14 protein-coding genes are annotated in these 13,724 nt (G+C 59.9%); 6 read left to right on the plus strand and 8 right to left on the minus strand.

Translation table 11 applies throughout. The features are described from left to right. Window positions 1-247 precede the first annotated feature (247 nt). The 3 genes from ACMDCR_RS15740 to ACMDCR_RS15750 all read right to left on the minus strand — a co-directional run bounded on the left by ACMDCR_RS15740 (window position 248) and on the right by ACMDCR_RS15750 (window position 2,794). Window positions 248-409, minus strand: coding sequence for a hypothetical protein (locus tag ACMDCR_RS15740; protein ID WP_413993407.1), 162 nt, complete (start codon window positions 407-409; stop codon window positions 248-250). A gap of 262 nt (window positions 410-671) precedes the next feature. After that, window positions 672-2,015, minus strand: coding sequence for an NRAMP family divalent metal transporter (locus ACMDCR_RS15745; RefSeq protein WP_413993408.1), 1,344 nt, complete (start codon window positions 2,013-2,015; stop codon window positions 672-674). A gap of 41 nt (window positions 2,016-2,056) precedes the next feature. After that, the gene (locus ACMDCR_RS15750; protein ID WP_413993409.1) at window positions 2,057-2,794 is read right to left on the minus strand and encodes a CBS domain-containing protein; all 738 of its coding nucleotides are present in this window, start codon (window positions 2,792-2,794) and stop codon (window positions 2,057-2,059) included. 380 nt (window positions 2,795-3,174) lie between these two features. On the opposite strand from ACMDCR_RS15750, the gene ACMDCR_RS15755 reads away from it, so the two are divergent. Genes ACMDCR_RS15755 through ACMDCR_RS15770 form a run of 4 tightly spaced genes read left to right on the plus strand, consistent with a single transcriptional unit; the run spans window position 3,175 to window position 6,314 of the window. Continuing rightward, window positions 3,175-4,740 carry a cytochrome ubiquinol oxidase subunit I gene (locus ACMDCR_RS15755; RefSeq protein WP_413993635.1) on the plus strand — a complete coding sequence of 522 codons (1,566 nt, stop codon included), beginning with the start codon at window positions 3,175-3,177 and terminating at the stop codon, window positions 4,738-4,740. 19 nt (window positions 4,741-4,759) lie between these two features. Then, window positions 4,760-5,899, plus strand: coding sequence for a cytochrome d ubiquinol oxidase subunit II (gene cydB, locus ACMDCR_RS15760; RefSeq protein WP_413993410.1), 1,140 nt, complete (start codon window positions 4,760-4,762; stop codon window positions 5,897-5,899). A 15-nt stretch (window positions 5,900-5,914) separates the two neighbouring features. Then, a complete protein-coding gene (gene cydX, locus ACMDCR_RS15765; RefSeq protein ID WP_413993411.1) occupies window positions 5,915-6,040 on the plus strand; it encodes a cytochrome bd-I oxidase subunit CydX in 126 nt (41 codons plus the stop codon). After that, a complete protein-coding gene (locus ACMDCR_RS15770; protein ID WP_413993412.1) occupies window positions 6,024-6,314 on the plus strand; it encodes a cyd operon YbgE family protein in 291 nt (96 codons plus the stop codon). Before cydX ends, ACMDCR_RS15770 begins: the two co-directional genes overlap by 17 nt. Before the next feature lie 219 nt (window positions 6,315-6,533). Here the strand turns inward: ACMDCR_RS15770 and ACMDCR_RS15775 are convergent, their stop codons facing one another. Beyond that, window positions 6,534-6,929: a response regulator transcription factor gene (locus ACMDCR_RS15775; protein ID WP_413993413.1), complete on the minus strand. Its 396-nt coding sequence runs from the start codon at window positions 6,927-6,929 to the stop codon at window positions 6,534-6,536. Window positions 6,930-7,135: 206 nt separating this feature from the next. On the opposite strand from ACMDCR_RS15775, the gene ACMDCR_RS15780 reads away from it, so the two are divergent. Then, complete coding sequence (locus tag ACMDCR_RS15780) at window positions 7,136-7,786, plus strand: BON domain-containing protein (RefSeq protein WP_413993414.1); 651 nt, start codon at window positions 7,136-7,138, stop codon at window positions 7,784-7,786. A gap of 47 nt (window positions 7,787-7,833) precedes the next feature. Here the strand turns inward: ACMDCR_RS15780 and fixJ are convergent, their stop codons facing one another. Both fixJ and fixL read right to left on the minus strand, forming a co-directional pair. Further along, window positions 7,834-8,451, minus strand: coding sequence for a response regulator FixJ (gene fixJ, locus ACMDCR_RS15785; protein ID WP_413993415.1), 618 nt, complete (start codon window positions 8,449-8,451; stop codon window positions 7,834-7,836). Continuing rightward, window positions 8,441-9,997 (minus strand): sensor protein FixL, encoded by a 1,557-nt coding sequence (gene fixL, locus ACMDCR_RS15790; protein ID WP_413993416.1) that lies wholly within the window; start codon window positions 9,995-9,997, stop codon window positions 8,441-8,443. Before fixL ends, fixJ begins: the two co-directional genes overlap by 11 nt. A 193-nt stretch (window positions 9,998-10,190) precedes the next feature. Between fixL and ACMDCR_RS15795 the strand changes: the two genes are divergently transcribed. Further along, window positions 10,191-11,786 carry an AAA family ATPase gene (locus ACMDCR_RS15795; protein ID WP_413993417.1) on the plus strand — a complete coding sequence of 532 codons (1,596 nt, stop codon included), beginning with the start codon at window positions 10,191-10,193 and terminating at the stop codon, window positions 11,784-11,786. An 86-nt stretch (window positions 11,787-11,872) separates the two neighbouring features. On the opposite strand, the gene ACMDCR_RS15800 is transcribed toward ACMDCR_RS15795, so the two are convergent. After that, window positions 11,873-12,586: a helix-turn-helix domain-containing protein gene (locus tag ACMDCR_RS15800; RefSeq protein ID WP_413993636.1), complete on the minus strand. Its 714-nt coding sequence runs from the start codon at window positions 12,584-12,586 to the stop codon at window positions 11,873-11,875. A gap of 243 nt (window positions 12,587-12,829) precedes the next feature. After that, window positions 12,830-13,597 carry an outer membrane protein gene (locus ACMDCR_RS15805; RefSeq protein WP_413993418.1) on the minus strand — a complete coding sequence of 256 codons (768 nt, stop codon included), beginning with the start codon at window positions 13,595-13,597 and terminating at the stop codon, window positions 12,830-12,832. Between the last annotated feature and the right edge of the window lie 127 nt (window positions 13,598-13,724).

Genomic DNA, 13,724 nt, shown 5'->3' on the forward strand with positions numbered 1-13,724 from the left:
GCACTTCGACGACAAGATCGAGAATGAACTTTGCGGCCTGCACGCCGGGACGGAGGCGGGCGGAATCACCATACGGCCCGTGCTCACACATGGAGGCATAAGTCTCTCGCCTATACAGTTGTAATGACCGCGAGGTTGGGACTTAGGGCGTATCTATCCCCCGCCAGAGCCGTCAGAGCAGATTTTTATTATTTTCATGCTCCGAAAAGTATGGCTCTGGCGGGGGGCCTACCCCTCTCTGCTTAACTCACCCCTCAAACCTCACCGAGCCCGAAAAGCTTACGGGCAGCCAGTGTCCCGTCTCGCGAAACAAGATCCATGCAACACTTGCCAAGGCGATTGCGATCAGGGCGATCGCAATCACATAGCTGATGCGGTCTGACGAGCTTGGGTGATTGATGTCTGTCATGCGGATTTTCTACCACATCGCAGTCATCGTTGATCCTCAGCTCTTGGGATACAATCCGCGAGAAATAGGTACATCCCGGCATACGCCGCAGTAATCGGCGTCCCAAGGGCATCCCACAAGTGGATTAAGGGCATGCCGCCGTAACGGTATCGATGCCCGCCGCCGTCGAACCGGCGACTTGTCCAACAGCCGCCGCTTCCTGGAGCCGAGCGGCAGCAGGCCGAGGCCAGCTATTGCGTCGTCACGGCCGGCCGGAACGCCCCTAGCCTGGCAGAAACATCACCACGGCCGCCACGCCCATGACAATCGTTGCCACCCAGCCCAGCCCGATGAGTGGCCAGCCCGCCGTATAAGCGCCCAACACCGATTTCTTCGAAGCCAACAGGATGATCACCACCATCAGGGGCACGGCGACCACCCCATTGATGACCGCGCTCCAGAAGAGCGCTTTCATCGGGCTGATCGGTAAGTACTGGATGACGAGACCCAAAAGCACGCTGACGGCGATCACGCCATAGAATCCGCGGGCGTCGACGGCTTTCAGCTCGAGGCCGGATTTCCAACCCAGCGCCTCGGAAAGGGCATAGGCTCCGGACCCGGCCAAGACGGGAACACCGATCAGACCGACGCCCAGGATGCCGAGGGCAAAGAGGATGTAGGCAAGATTTCCAGCGAGCGGCTTGAGCGCGCTTGCCGCTTCCGCAGCCGTCTCGATATCGGTGATTCCCGCAACATTGAGGGTCACGGCAGTTGCCAGGATGATGAAGAATGATGTCACGTCGGAATAAAGCATGCCGCTCCAGGTATCCCAGCGAATCCGCCGAAGTTCCCTCGGGGCTGCAGATGCATCGGTCATGAGAGGCGCTTCGCCAGCTCGTACCTGCATCTCCTCCACTTCTTCGGAGGCCTGCCAGAAAAAGAGGTAGGGGCTGATGGTGGTGCCGAAGATCCCGACGATCATGGCTGCCGCACCCGAATTGAGGGTGAAGCTCGGCCAAACCGTGCGCCACGCAACCTCTGCCCAGGGGACATGCACTGTGAACAGCACAGCTGCGTAGGCCAGCAAGGAGAGCGTCAGCCACTTCAGGAAGTAGACGTAGCGGTGATATGGAATGAAGACCTGAAGCAAGAGCGTCGCAAATACGAAAAAGGCCGTCATCAAGTGACGATTGATGCCACTGACGAGTTCCGCAACCTCGCCCATTGCGGCGACATCTGCGGCGATATTGAGAACATTGGCGATCACCAGCAGCAACACAACGCTCTGGAGAACAATTGGTGGAAACGCCATTTTGATATTGGCAGCAAGTCCCCTTCCTGTGACCCGGCCGATGCGCCCACACATGGATTGCATGGCGGCCATCAGGGGGAAGGCAACCGGCATCGTCCAAAGCATGTTGAGGCCAAATTGCGCCCCGGCTTGCGAGTATGTGGCTATGCCGCTCGGATCGTCGTCAGCCACGCCGGTAATAAGGCCTGGACCGACACGAGCCAGGGGGTGTTCTTTCAGACGCGTCCATAGGACCCGTAGTCTATTCGAGGGTTTGGACGTTTCGATGCGGTCCTCGGCGAGGGGCATGGTCAGATATCCCAGGTCATTCTTCACGCGCATCGCCGATGATTATTCAGAGAATTCCGGACTTCACCTTATCGGGCAACCGGGTCTTCGCCATTGCGTCCCGGAGGAGGGGCGACGAAACCGGTGATTGGTTCGACCCAACTCAGATTGTCTCGCACGGCTGTCACACCATCTGTGTTTTCCGCAATGATCCGGACGGCGTTGCGCTGTGCTTCATCGGTGAGGACGCCGTTCAGGTCGACGACACCATCTTTCACCTCAACGGAGACGGTGTCGGCAGGGGCCCACGGCTCGGCCTTGAGTTCCGCTTCAATGGCCGCCTTGATGGTCTGGTCGCTGACCGGCTGATCCTCGTAGGCGGGACGAACGAAGCCGGCGAGTACGTGCACAAAATCTGCGCGAGAAATGATGCCGACGATCTTGTCGTCACGAACGACAGGAAGTCGCTTGATGCCATGCTTCTCCATCCGTCGAGCGGCATCCTCCAGCCGATCGTCTTCGCGGACGGTCACGACATTGGTGGTCATGATCTCGTCGACGCGCCGTCCGTGGCTATGGGCATAGACCTCCGCGGCGTGGCCCGCGCGGAACAGGCTCTCGAGCCAGCCCGCCCGTGGTCCTTCCGTGCCGATTTCGGGGCGTCGCAACAGGTCGCCTTCACTGATGATGCCGACCAGCGAACCGTCCTCGCTGACAACTGGCAGACCGCTCACATTCCAGCGCATCATGACGTCGATCGTTTGGGACAGTGTCGCCTGCGGCTGCACGCTGATCACTTTGCGTGTCATGACGTCTTTTACCAGCATTGAAGCCTCCATCGCCTTGAACCGATTGGCCGCCGAGTATTGCCCCGGTAGGTCGTCTGCTTGCCAGAAAGCATGATTGCAGGCGCAGGACCTTGACCTGGCTCAAGTGCCACGATTGCGGTCGGGGCCAAGCTCGACATGATTTAGATCAAGACACGACTACCCAATTCATGGGATAAGAGCGCCATGCCGAAGCGTTCGCTCACACGGGACGTCGCCATAGTGATCGCCATCAAGCTGGCGATAGTATTCGCGGCTGCCATTTTCTTATTCGGGCCCTCGCAGCGCCCGAAGCTGGACGCCGGTAGCATAGCAACGAGGTTGATCGGCACGGATGTCGGCAGCCCTCATTCAAGGAATCTGGAGCCGTGACTTTCGCCATGGATGTCGTGCAGCTCTCGCGACTGCAATTCGGCCTGACGGCCATGTATCACTTCCTGTTCGTTCCCTTGACGCTTGGCCTCGCCGTGCTCCTTGGCATCATGGAGAGCGTCTACGTCATGACCGGCCGTGAGATCTGGCGGCAGATGACGAAGTTCTGGGGCGTGCTGTTCGGCATCAACTTCGCCATGGGCGTCGCCACCGGCATCACCATGGAATTCCAGTTCGGCATGAACTGGGCCTATTACAGCCACTATGTCGGCGACGTCTTCGGGGCGCCGCTGGCGATCGAAGGGCTGATGGCCTTCTTCCTCGAAGCCACGTTCATCGGGTTGTTCTTCTTCGGCTGGGATCGATTGTCCAGGGTCGCCCATCTGGCCGTGACCTGGCTGGTAGCGCTCGGCTCCAACCTGTCGGCCCTTTGGATCCTCATCGCCAATGGCTGGATGCAGCATCCCGTCGGCGCCCGCTTCAACCCCGACACCATGCGCATGGAGGTCACCGATTTCTCGCAAGTGATCTTCAATCCAGTGGCGCAGGCCAAGTTCGTGCACACGGTCAGCGCCGGCTATGTCACCGGCGCTGTGTTCGTGCTGGCGATCAGCGCGCTCTACCTGCTGCTTGGCCGCCATCCCGAGCTTGCCAAGCGCTCGATGACGGTGGCGGCGAGCTTCGGCCTGGCGGCGGCCCTCTCCGTCGTCGTCCTGGGGGACGAGAGCGGCTATACGGCCGGCGAGAACCAGAAGATGAAGATCGCCGCCATTGAATCCATGTGGAATACCGAGCCGGCGCCCGCTTCCTTCACGCTGTTCGGCCTGCCCAACCAGGAGACGCACCGGACTGATTACGAGGTCAAGGTGCCCTGGATGCTCGGTCTCATCGCTACGCGCTCGATCAGCACCGAGGTGCCCGGCATCAACGATCTCGTTGCCCATGCCCAGACGCGCATCCGCTCGGGCCTGATCGCCTACCGGGCTCTCGAAAAGCTCCGCGCCGACCGGAGCAATGCCGACGCCAGGGCCGCGCTCGAAGCCCACGCGGATGATCTGGGTTATGCGCTGCTTTTGAAGAAAGGGCGGCCGGATATCCTCAATGCCACCGACGCCGACGTCGAGACGGCCGCGTGGAGCACGGTGCCGCAAGTTTCGCCGCTGTTCTGGAGCTTCCGGCTGATGGTCGGGCTCGGTTTCTTCTTCATCCTGCTTTTCGCTGTCGGCTTCTACCTGGCATCCACGCGGCGTCTCGTGTCGGCAAGAGCGTTCTTGTGGGTGGCCCTGTTGTCGCTGCCGCTGCCCTGGATCGCTGCCGAGCTTGGCTGGTTCGTCGCCGAGGTTGGTCGCCAGCCCTGGGTGATCGAAGGCGTCCTCCCCACTTTCTTGGCGGTATCCAGCCTGTCAGCCGGCAATGTCCTCACGACGCTCATCGGCTTCATCGTCTTCTATTCGACACTGCTCGTCGTCGACGTCTACCTGATGGTCAAGGCGATCCGTCTGGGGCCGACGGTGACCGAAGCAGGTCGACCGGAGCCGACAATAATGGCACCGCTTCGGGCCCAGGCCGAATAGTCCCTGAAAGGATCACACTATGTTGGACTATGAAACCCTGCGCCTGATCTGGTGGGCACTCCTCGGCATCCTCCTGATCGGCTTTGCCATCATGGACGGATTCGATCTTGGCGCCGCCATGTTGCTTCCCTTCGTCGGCAAGACCGATGAGGAGCGGCGTGTCGTCATCAACACCGTCGGCCCTGTCTGGGAGGGCAACCAGGTCTGGTTCATCCTTGGGGGAGGGGCGATCTTCGCAGCCTGGCCGCCGCTCTACGCCGTGGCCTTCTCGGGCTTCTATCTCGCGATGTTCCTGATCCTGTGTGCGCTGATCCTGCGCCCGGTCGCCTTCAAGTTCCGCTCCAAGCTCGCCAGTCCGACCTGGCGCAGCATCTGGGACTGGGTGCTGTTCGTGGCCGGTCTTGTGCCTTCGCTGGTCTTCGGGGTCGCCTTCGGCAACGTTATCATGGGTGTGCCCTTCAGCTTCGACGAAACCCTTCGCATGACTTATGCGGGATCGCTGATCGGGCTCCTCAATCCGTTCGCGCTTCTGTGCGGGCTGGTGAGTGTGGCAATGCTGGTCATGCATGGTGGCACGTATCTGGCCCTCAAGGCCGGCCAGCCCGTAGCGGGCAGGGCCATGCTCTTGGCGCGCTATGCGGCGTTCACCATGGTCGTGCTATTCGCGATAGCGGGCCTCTGGGTCACCAAGGGCATCGACGGCTACCAACTGGCTGGCGTGATGCCGCATGACGGTCCGTCGAACCCGTTGCTGAAGACGGTCACGCGCGTGTCCGGAGGCTGGCTGACCAATTATGGTGCCATGCCCTGGACGATTGCTGCGCCGCTGCTGGCCGTGGTCGGCGCGCTCGGTGCTGTGCTGCTGCTCGGGGTTCGCCAGCACATCCTCGCCTTCGTGGCGAGCGCACTCGGCGTTGCCGGGACAATCGCCACGGCCGGGCTAAGTGTCTTTCCTTTCCTCCTGCCGTCGTCGCTCGATCCGAACGCAAGCCTCACGGTGTGGGACGCTTCATCGAGCCGCCTGACGCTGGGCATCATGCTCTTCGCGACCGCTATCTTCCTGCCCATCATCCTCGTTTATACCGCCTGGGTTTATCGGGTGCTGCGCGGGAGGGTGACGCTCGAGCAGATCGCCGACACTTCCGCCCACCACTATTGAAACAGGAGCAAGACGATGTGGTATTTCGCCTGGGTTCTCGGGGTCGGTTTCGCCGGCGCCTTCTCGATCCTCAACGCCATGTGGCTTGAACTTCACGAGACCGAGCTGAGCGAGGTCCGCGGCGATGATCGCGCGCGGTAAGATTGCCCCGCTCTGGCATGCCTGGGCCAGGGGTTTGTCCCTGGCCTCTGCTGGCAGCGTCAGCCTTCTGCTGCTTGTATATCCGTACGTGCTGAGCGGTATTCCCGAGTGGCGTGTTCACACCGGTCTGCCCGTCATGATGTTCGGCGCAGCTGGGCTGTTCATGTTCGGCCTCGGTTTCAGGCCGAGGAACCGGTTAGCGCAAGCTCTGTTCTATCCGGGGCTTGCCGGGTTGCTGTTTGTGGCCGGCATGTTGACTATGGTTGGGGGGTAGAGGGCCGCAAGGCCGCGCGCCTGAGGTTTGGCTACGCTCCGCGTGCCCGCGCAACTGACAGATTACTGATCTTCCCTGTGCCAGAACGGCGGACCACTACGATCACGCCTCGAGAGGCCTGAAGCAAAATGCGTTCAGGTAGGAGCAGATTTCGAAATTAACCTACTGAGATCAACGCATTTTGCGATTCTTGGTGATTCGATCTGAAAGTAAAACGCGCTAGCCCCGTTTGACAGCCGCCTCGGCTATGGCCGAGCGTACATGGGCTATCAGGCTCTCGTCGACATGCGGTTTCAGAACGACGTGACGGACGCCGTCGAGCAAGGCCCGCGTCGGGATGGTCTCATCGGGATATCCGGTAATCAACACAATCGGTGCATACTGCCCGGCCATCCGCAGGCAGCGAACGAGGTCAAGCCCGTTCATTCCTTCCATCTTGTAGTCGATTACGAAGCAGTCCGGCGATTTGCCGGAGGGGCAGGCAAGGCAATCGGCACCGCTGTTGAAGGTTCTGACCTCGAAGCCCTCTGCCTCCAAGAGAAAACGCAGAGAGCCGAGAACGTCCCGATCGTCATCGACGATATCGACGAGTGCCTGCGCGAATGAGGACGTCATGACGAAGCCTGGGCCGGTGTTGAGGACGGAGACCTTGCGAGGACGAAGACTACCGCGCTTTTTGAAAGGTCTCGTTGATATGCCTCAAACGAGGGTAGCGCCGGCGCGGCTGGATCCCGAAGCCTCGCTTGATCCGTATCAAGGCGCTTCCTCCCGCAAATTCCTAAGGTTGTCCCAGGTTCCGATAGCACTTAGGAGGATTTTAGATGTCTCATGACAGCAAGCTGCAGAGGGCCGTTCTTGATGAGCTGGCTTGGGAGCCAAGCGTCTCGGCCGGTCATATCGGTGTCTCAACCGAGGATGGTATCGTGACTCTCACGGGCCACGTGGGAACCTTCGCGGAAAAATCCGCCGCCGAAGCCGCTGCCCGGCGGGTGAAGGGCGTGAAGGGCGTGGTGGAAGAGATCAAGGTCAGGTTGGCGGGCGACGTCAGGATTACTGACGACGAGATCGCAAGGGCGGCCGCGGATCGTATCGCCGCCGATGTCTACGTGCCTCAGGACAGCGTCCAGGTGACGATCGAGGAGCGCTGGCTCACATTGGACGGTGAAGTCGCCTGGGACTATCAGAGGAAGTCTGCGGAACAGTGTGTCAGTCGCTTGCCTGGCATTGTTGGCATCACCAATCTCATCACGCTCAAACCGGCGGTGGATATTTCGAATATCAGCGACGACATCACTCACGCCTTGCATCGATCCTGGTTCTTCGATCCCCAGACGATCAACGTCACTGCCGAGGGCGGAAACGTACGCCTGACCGGCACCGTCCAATCGCCAGAGGAACGGGCAACCGCTGCCGCCACTGCCTGGTCGGCGCCCGGCGTGACCGATGTGCGAAACGAACTTACAATTGCATGAACTGAACCGGTTCCGTGAACGCGGGGTCAATCGCTGCGCCGGATCTCCTACTGTTCTATCGCGCCAGCACGAATGGCCAGCTTTACCAGTTCAGAAATATTTGCCGCCTGCATCTTGGTCATGACATTGGCGCGATAGACTTCCACTGTACGTGGACTGATATCATAGTTCTTCGCGATCATCTTATTCGAAAGGCCTGCGATCAGTCCTTCCATAACCTGCCTTTCGCGAGGGCTGAGCGAGGCAAGACGCATTGCAAGGTCGGCGGTGTCACCGCTGACCTTGGCATTCTTGATGCTCTGCTCAAAAGCCATGCGGAGCGCGCTGACCAGGCGGTCGTCTTCGAAAGGCTTCTCCAAGAACTCGATGGCGCCAAGCTTCATGGCCTCGACCGCCAGGGGCACATCGCCATGGCCCGTCATGACCACGACGGGCAGTTTTTTGGATTTCGCTTTCAGGCGCCTGAGCAATTCGATGCCGTCGATACCCGGCATGCGAATGTCGGTCACAACGCAGCCGAAGCCGAGGTGAGGCAGAGCCTCCAAAAATTCAGCGGCCGATTCGAACGCCGTCACGGTGAAGTGGGCCGCACCGAGCAGAAACTCTAGAGAGTCACGCATGGCGGCATCGTCGTCGATGATGAAGACCCGAGCATTATGGGGCATCGGGGGCATTCTCCTGGAGATTCATCGGCTCCACGGCGGAACCGGACGAGAGTGAAAACTTGAAAGTTGCCCCGCCTGCTTCGTTCGCCTCAGCCCACATCTTGCCGCCATGACCTTCGATGATGGTGCGGCTGATCGAAAGGCCAACTCCCATGCCGGATTGCTTGGTTGTGAAGAAGGGCTGGAACAGGCCGGACCTCACACCCTCGGCGAAGCCATGTCCCGTATCTGCCACGACAATGAGAACCATATCGTCGGCGATCGGCAGGTTCGATACCGTGAGTTCCCTTCGGGCCGCTCCCTGCATGGCCTCGAGGGCGTTACGGAACAAATTGACCAAGACCTGTTGGATCTGAACGCGATCGGCGAGAACCAGATCGCAATCCGGGTTGAGATCGAAGCGCAGAATAACCCCTTGCTCGCGCGCGCCGACAAGACCGAGGGCGCCGGCCTCTTCCACCAGTTTGGAGATGCTTTCGACACGCTTCTCTGTTTCGCCTCGTGAGACGAAGCTGCGCAGTCTCCGGATGATCTGGCCTGCGCGGATTGCCTGTTCCGCGGCGCGATCCAGCGCCATCTCGATCTTGTCGGCCTTCGAATCCGGGTTGGCCTCCAACATGCGGCGCACACCTTTTAGATAATTGCTGATGGCGGCCAGCGGTTGGTTCAGTTCGTGCGCGAGAGCCGACGCCATCTCGCCCATCGCGCTCAGACGCGACATGTGCACGAGTTCGGATTGCAGTTCCATCAGGCGGGTCTGTGTCTGTTGCTGCTCGGTGAGGTCGCGCACGAAGCCGGTGAAATAACGTCGCCCACTGGAGCGCATTTCGCCGACGGACAGATGCATGGGAAAGGTCGAGCCATCCTGGCGCTTACCGGTCACGATTCGACCAACACCAATAATATGCTGCGTGCCAGTCTGTTGATAGCGGGCGAGATAACCATCGTGGCGTGAGCGATCCGGCTCCGGCATCAGCACATTCACGTTCGTGCCGATTGCCGCGGATTCCCGGTAACCGAAAAGACGTTCGGCCGCACGGCTGAAGAATTGGATGATGCCGGCTTCGTCGATGACGATCATCGCATCCGGAACCGTCTCAAGGATCGATCTGAGGTGCTCCTCGCGCGTACGCAGGGCATCCTCGAGGCGTTTTTCCTCATCGATATCGAGAATGATGCCACTGAGGCGAAGGTCATCTCCAGACGGATCACGGGTGACACCGGCACGCAGGCGCAGCCAATGGTTGGCGTTGGATGTCGTCCTCACCCGGCATTGTACGTCGAGTTCTCCTCCAGTCTCGAAGGATCTTTGCAGGGCAGAGACTGTCGCGACGCTGTCCTGGGGATCGAGCAGAGACAGGAATTTGTCGTAATCGAGCACGCCATCCGTGGACAGGCCGAAAAGCTCCCGTGCTCTGTCGGACACGGTGAAGGTGCGGGTCGAGAAATCGAAATCCCACATCCCTACAGCCGTGCGTTCGAGGCCGGACTTGATATTTTCGCCGTGTGGCGCCTGGCTCGGCATCGGTGGTTGCGTCTTGCTCAAGATCGCTCTTTGGATTGTGGCTCTAATGAGTGGGAAACAGCCGGAGCAGCGACATACCTGATCGGCTCCGGCGGGGCGGCTACGCCAGGAAGATTCTCCGACTCGATATTAAGTCGGAGTTGAGCTGGATCAATATGCAGCAGCCGGCATTCCCTACTTATGGCATCAAGGCTTGCAACTCAGCGGGAATCCTATGCTTGACCGCAATCTCGGTGTGGCAAAGAAGGCTCCGGCCGTATCGCATATCGTCGAAGAGCAGGATGAGGTGATCGCTTTCCTGTCCGATCCAGCGATATATGCCACTCAGGGGCCGGTGCAGCGTATCGATACCCATGGTGCCATTATTTTCCTTGCCGGCGAAAATGCCCTCAAGCTCAAGCGCGCCGTGCGCTATCCTTTCATGGACCTCTCCACTGTCGCCAGACGGAAAGAGGCCTGCAAAAGGGAGATTGCGGTCAATAAGGCTTTCGCACCCCAGATCTATGTCGATGCCGTCCCCATCACGCGATCTGGCTCGCGGCTGGTGCTTGGCGGGGAGGGCGCTGCCATCGACTGGGTCGTACGCATGCGCCGTTTCGACGAGAACCGGACCTTGGATCGCGTGGCGGAGGCGGGTGAACTCTACCCCGACCTTCTGATTGCTACGACGCAAGCTGTTCTGACGTCTCATCGGGGCGCTCCACGACGCAATGGGCGCGAAGCCACCCGAAGCCTTGGTCGTTACATCCGGCAGAATGACGAAGCACTGCGGGAGAGCCCGCATCTGTTCGCCCCAGAGGCAGTCTGCGAGCTGACCAAGGCCAGCGAGTTGGCCTTCGAGGCCAGCCACGACCTCCTCATACAGCGGGGTGAGGCAGGCTTCGTGCGGCGTTGCCACGGCGATCTTCACCTGCGCAACATCGCGATCATCGAGGGGCGGCCAACATTATTCGACGCGATCGAATTCGATGAGGCGATCGCCACCTGCGATATTCTCTACGATCTTGCGTTCCTGCTGATGGATCTATGGGACCGCAAGATGGAAGGAGCCGCCAATGCGGTTCTCAATCGATATCTTTGGGATGCTGACGAGGAGGCCCATCTCGCCGGCCTCAAGGCGCTGCCGCTGTTCCTGAGCATTCGGGCGGCTCTCCGCGCCAAGATCTCGGCTTCCGCCGCGCCGATGCAGACGGCCGACAAGGTGGCTGCCATGGAGGAGGACGCCAGGCGCTATTTCAATCTCGCGCAGCTGTTCCTGGAGCCGAACGAACCCGAACTGGTCGCGATTGGGGGCTTGTCGGGAACCGGAAAGAGCACGCTTGCTGCCGCCATCGCGCCCTCGATCGGCCGCGCGCCCGGTGCCATCATCCTGCGCGGTGACGTCGAGCGCAAACACCTCGCCGGTGTGCCCGAAACCGAGAGGCTGCCCGCCTGCGCCTACACGTCAGTGCGCAGTGCTGCCGTCTATGATGCTCTGAACCGCAAGGCCCGCCTCGCGCTCGCCGCGGGCAGCAGCGTGGTGCTGGACGCCGTCCATGCCAGGCCGTTCGAACGCGACAATGCAGAGATCATTGCTCGGCGGACAGGGGCTCATTTCACGGGATTGTGGCTCGAGGCAGCGACACCGGTGATGGTGGAGAGGGTGGCTAACCGCCGGGGCGACGCCTCCGACGCAGATCCTGCGGTGGTGCTCGCACAGACCGGCTATGATATCGGCCGCGTCTCATGGCATCGGCTGGATGCGGATGTCCGCAGGGAGCGGCTCCTGCAAGAGGCCCTGCTGATCCTTGCGCGGGAAGGCGAACCCTGAGCGGATTCGAGGCAGCGGCCACGGTACGAATGCGTTCACCGTGGCCTGCACTGGAACAATCCACACAAGTCGGCGCTTCAACACGATTAGATATTCATGCTGCGTAGACGCTGGCGATTGTGTAGCGCAATGTGTCGTGCGCCCGACAGTCCCAGCATGCCCTCGGCCTGGAACTGCGACAGCACGCGGGACACCGTCTCGAGCGTGAGCCCAAGATAGTCAGCGATATCGCGGCGACACATGGGAAGTTCGATCAGACCGGCGACGGTCAGGCGCCGATCCATTTCCAGCAGGAAAGCCGCGACGCGTTCAGACGCGGTCTTGCGACCCAGAAGCAACATGTGATCCTCGGCATGGCGAAGATCGCGCGCCGTTATCGCCCAAAGCGCGTTGGCAACCCGGATATCGTTCTGAGCCGCAGTCTCCAGACTGCGCCGCCGCACGATGCGGACGGTCGTATCGATAACCGCGTCGGCCGTCAGACGATGGTTCGGGGTCGATTCCAGGCCAAAGACATCGCCCGGCAGAAGAAAGGCGCCGATCTGGCGGCGACCGTCGTCAAGGAGCTTGCAGGTGCGAACGGCGCCGCTCATCACCTCGTAGACATACTCCGCAGGCTGGTCGTCGCCATAGATTTCCTCGCCCTTGGCATAAGTGAACGCCGTGCCCAACAGGCCGGGGCAGGATGCGAAGAGGGAGTGGCCGGTGAGAGTTTCGTTGTGGCCGATACCCGGCGAAGGGAAATGGGGTTGTGTTCCGAAGTCCGAAAGAAGGGCTGCTTGAGAAAACACGACGGCCATCTCCTGGTTGCGGCGGATGACCAAGAGCTAAACGCAATCGAACTATCGTGAAATTTCGGTCGATACCCTAAGGGCTTCACCCTAAGGGCTTCGCCGGAGGTGGTCCTTGGTAGGATCAAGATTGGGCGACGTTTAAGTCCGCGGTGACCGCAAGTGCTCGGGCCGCCCAGGGGGCGCCATGCAGGCTGGAGGCCTAACAGGAGAGCCCAGCGAAAGCCGGGCTGTCTTCAAGCGGTCGACGAATCAGAACTTGTAGTTCACGCCGAGACGTATCGTATGGAAATCGGTGTGTAGCTTAGTGTGAATGCTGAAGGTAGAGGGAACACCGGTGTTCAACTCTGTCGCATTCAATGTCTTGCTTCCAAGATCGATATAATCGTATTCGAGTTTGGCGGTCCAATGCTCGCTGAGAGCATACTCTACGCCTGCTCCTAGAGTGTAGCCAACTTTGGTATCGTTCCTGTCCGGATTAGCGGTCCAACCACCGCCGCAGCAGTGGAACTCTTGGCTACTTTTTACACCGCCGAATGCAAGACCGCCGGTACCGTAGAGCAGAATATTATCGAAGGCATAACCAACACGGGAACGCAAAGTGCCAAACCAGTCCACTTGGCTTTTCGTGCTCACAACGTAGTCAGTGCCAATTCCACTGTTTGCCAATGTCCCCGTGGTGCGATCGTTGATATCGGCCCATTGAACGTCGCCTTCAAGGCCAAGAACAAGGTGGCCCGTCTGCCAACTATATCCACTCTGTAGGCCTACTAACCCCCCATGCGGTGAGATCTTGCCGTATCGTTCAAAGGCTGGCGCTCCTCCGGTGTTCTCCTCCGTCAGATTTACATTGTGGCCGGAACTCACGCCGTATCCAGCATTCGCGCCCGCGTAAAATCCGGTCCAGTTATACGGGACATATACGGGCGCTGTCGGGTCAGCCTGCGCACGCGCCAAGTCGGCAGCAAGGGCAGTGGTGGCAAGCATAGATGCTGCTACGGCAAGCAAAACGCGATTCATAAGGGACCCCGGAACTGGATCCATATCCAATATCGCGGCCTCCACGGGAAAGCTGTTGCGCTGAGGCAACACACACACTTTATCGAATGGAACAGCGTTTTGTGCAGAGATTTAAACACATCCAGCA

Origin of the sequence: Labrys okinawensis, assembly GCF_047345005.1 — a bacterium.
In the GTDB taxonomy this organism is placed as follows: Bacteria; Pseudomonadota; Alphaproteobacteria; order Rhizobiales; family Labraceae; genus Labrys; species Labrys okinawensis.

Excerpts from the sequence above, each read along its gene's own strand:
- ACMDCR_RS15805 (WP_413993418.1), bottom strand. The coding sequence starts at position 13,597 with ATGAATCGCGTTTTGCTTGCCGTAGCAGCATCTATGCTTGCCACCACT.
- ACMDCR_RS15770 (WP_413993412.1), top strand. The coding sequence starts at position 6,024 with ATGATCGCGCGCGGTAAGATTGCCCCGCTCTGGCATGCCTGGGCCAGG.
- ACMDCR_RS15750 (WP_413993409.1), bottom strand. The coding sequence starts at position 2,794 with ATGCTGGTAAAAGACGTCATGACACGCAAAGTGATCAGCGTGCAGCCG.
- ACMDCR_RS15780 (WP_413993414.1), top strand. The coding sequence starts at position 7,136 with ATGTCTCATGACAGCAAGCTGCAGAGGGCCGTTCTTGATGAGCTGGCT.
- ACMDCR_RS15740 (WP_413993407.1), bottom strand. The coding sequence starts at position 409 with ATGACAGACATCAATCACCCAAGCTCGTCAGACCGCATCAGCTATGTG.
- cydB (WP_413993410.1), top strand. The coding sequence starts at position 4,760 with ATGTTGGACTATGAAACCCTGCGCCTGATCTGGTGGGCACTCCTCGGC.
- ACMDCR_RS15775 (WP_413993413.1), bottom strand. The coding sequence starts at position 6,929 with ATGACGTCCTCATTCGCGCAGGCACTCGTCGATATCGTCGATGACGAT.
- cydX (WP_413993411.1), top strand. The coding sequence starts at position 5,915 with ATGTGGTATTTCGCCTGGGTTCTCGGGGTCGGTTTCGCCGGCGCCTTC.
- ACMDCR_RS15795 (WP_413993417.1), top strand. The coding sequence starts at position 10,191 with ATGCTTGACCGCAATCTCGGTGTGGCAAAGAAGGCTCCGGCCGTATCG.
- ACMDCR_RS15800 (WP_413993636.1), bottom strand. The coding sequence starts at position 12,586 with ATGGCCGTCGTGTTTTCTCAAGCAGCCCTTCTTTCGGACTTCGGAACA.
- ACMDCR_RS15755 (WP_413993635.1), top strand. The coding sequence starts at position 3,175 with ATGGATGTCGTGCAGCTCTCGCGACTGCAATTCGGCCTGACGGCCATG.
- fixJ (WP_413993415.1), bottom strand. The coding sequence starts at position 8,451 with ATGCCCCATAATGCTCGGGTCTTCATCATCGACGACGATGCCGCCATG.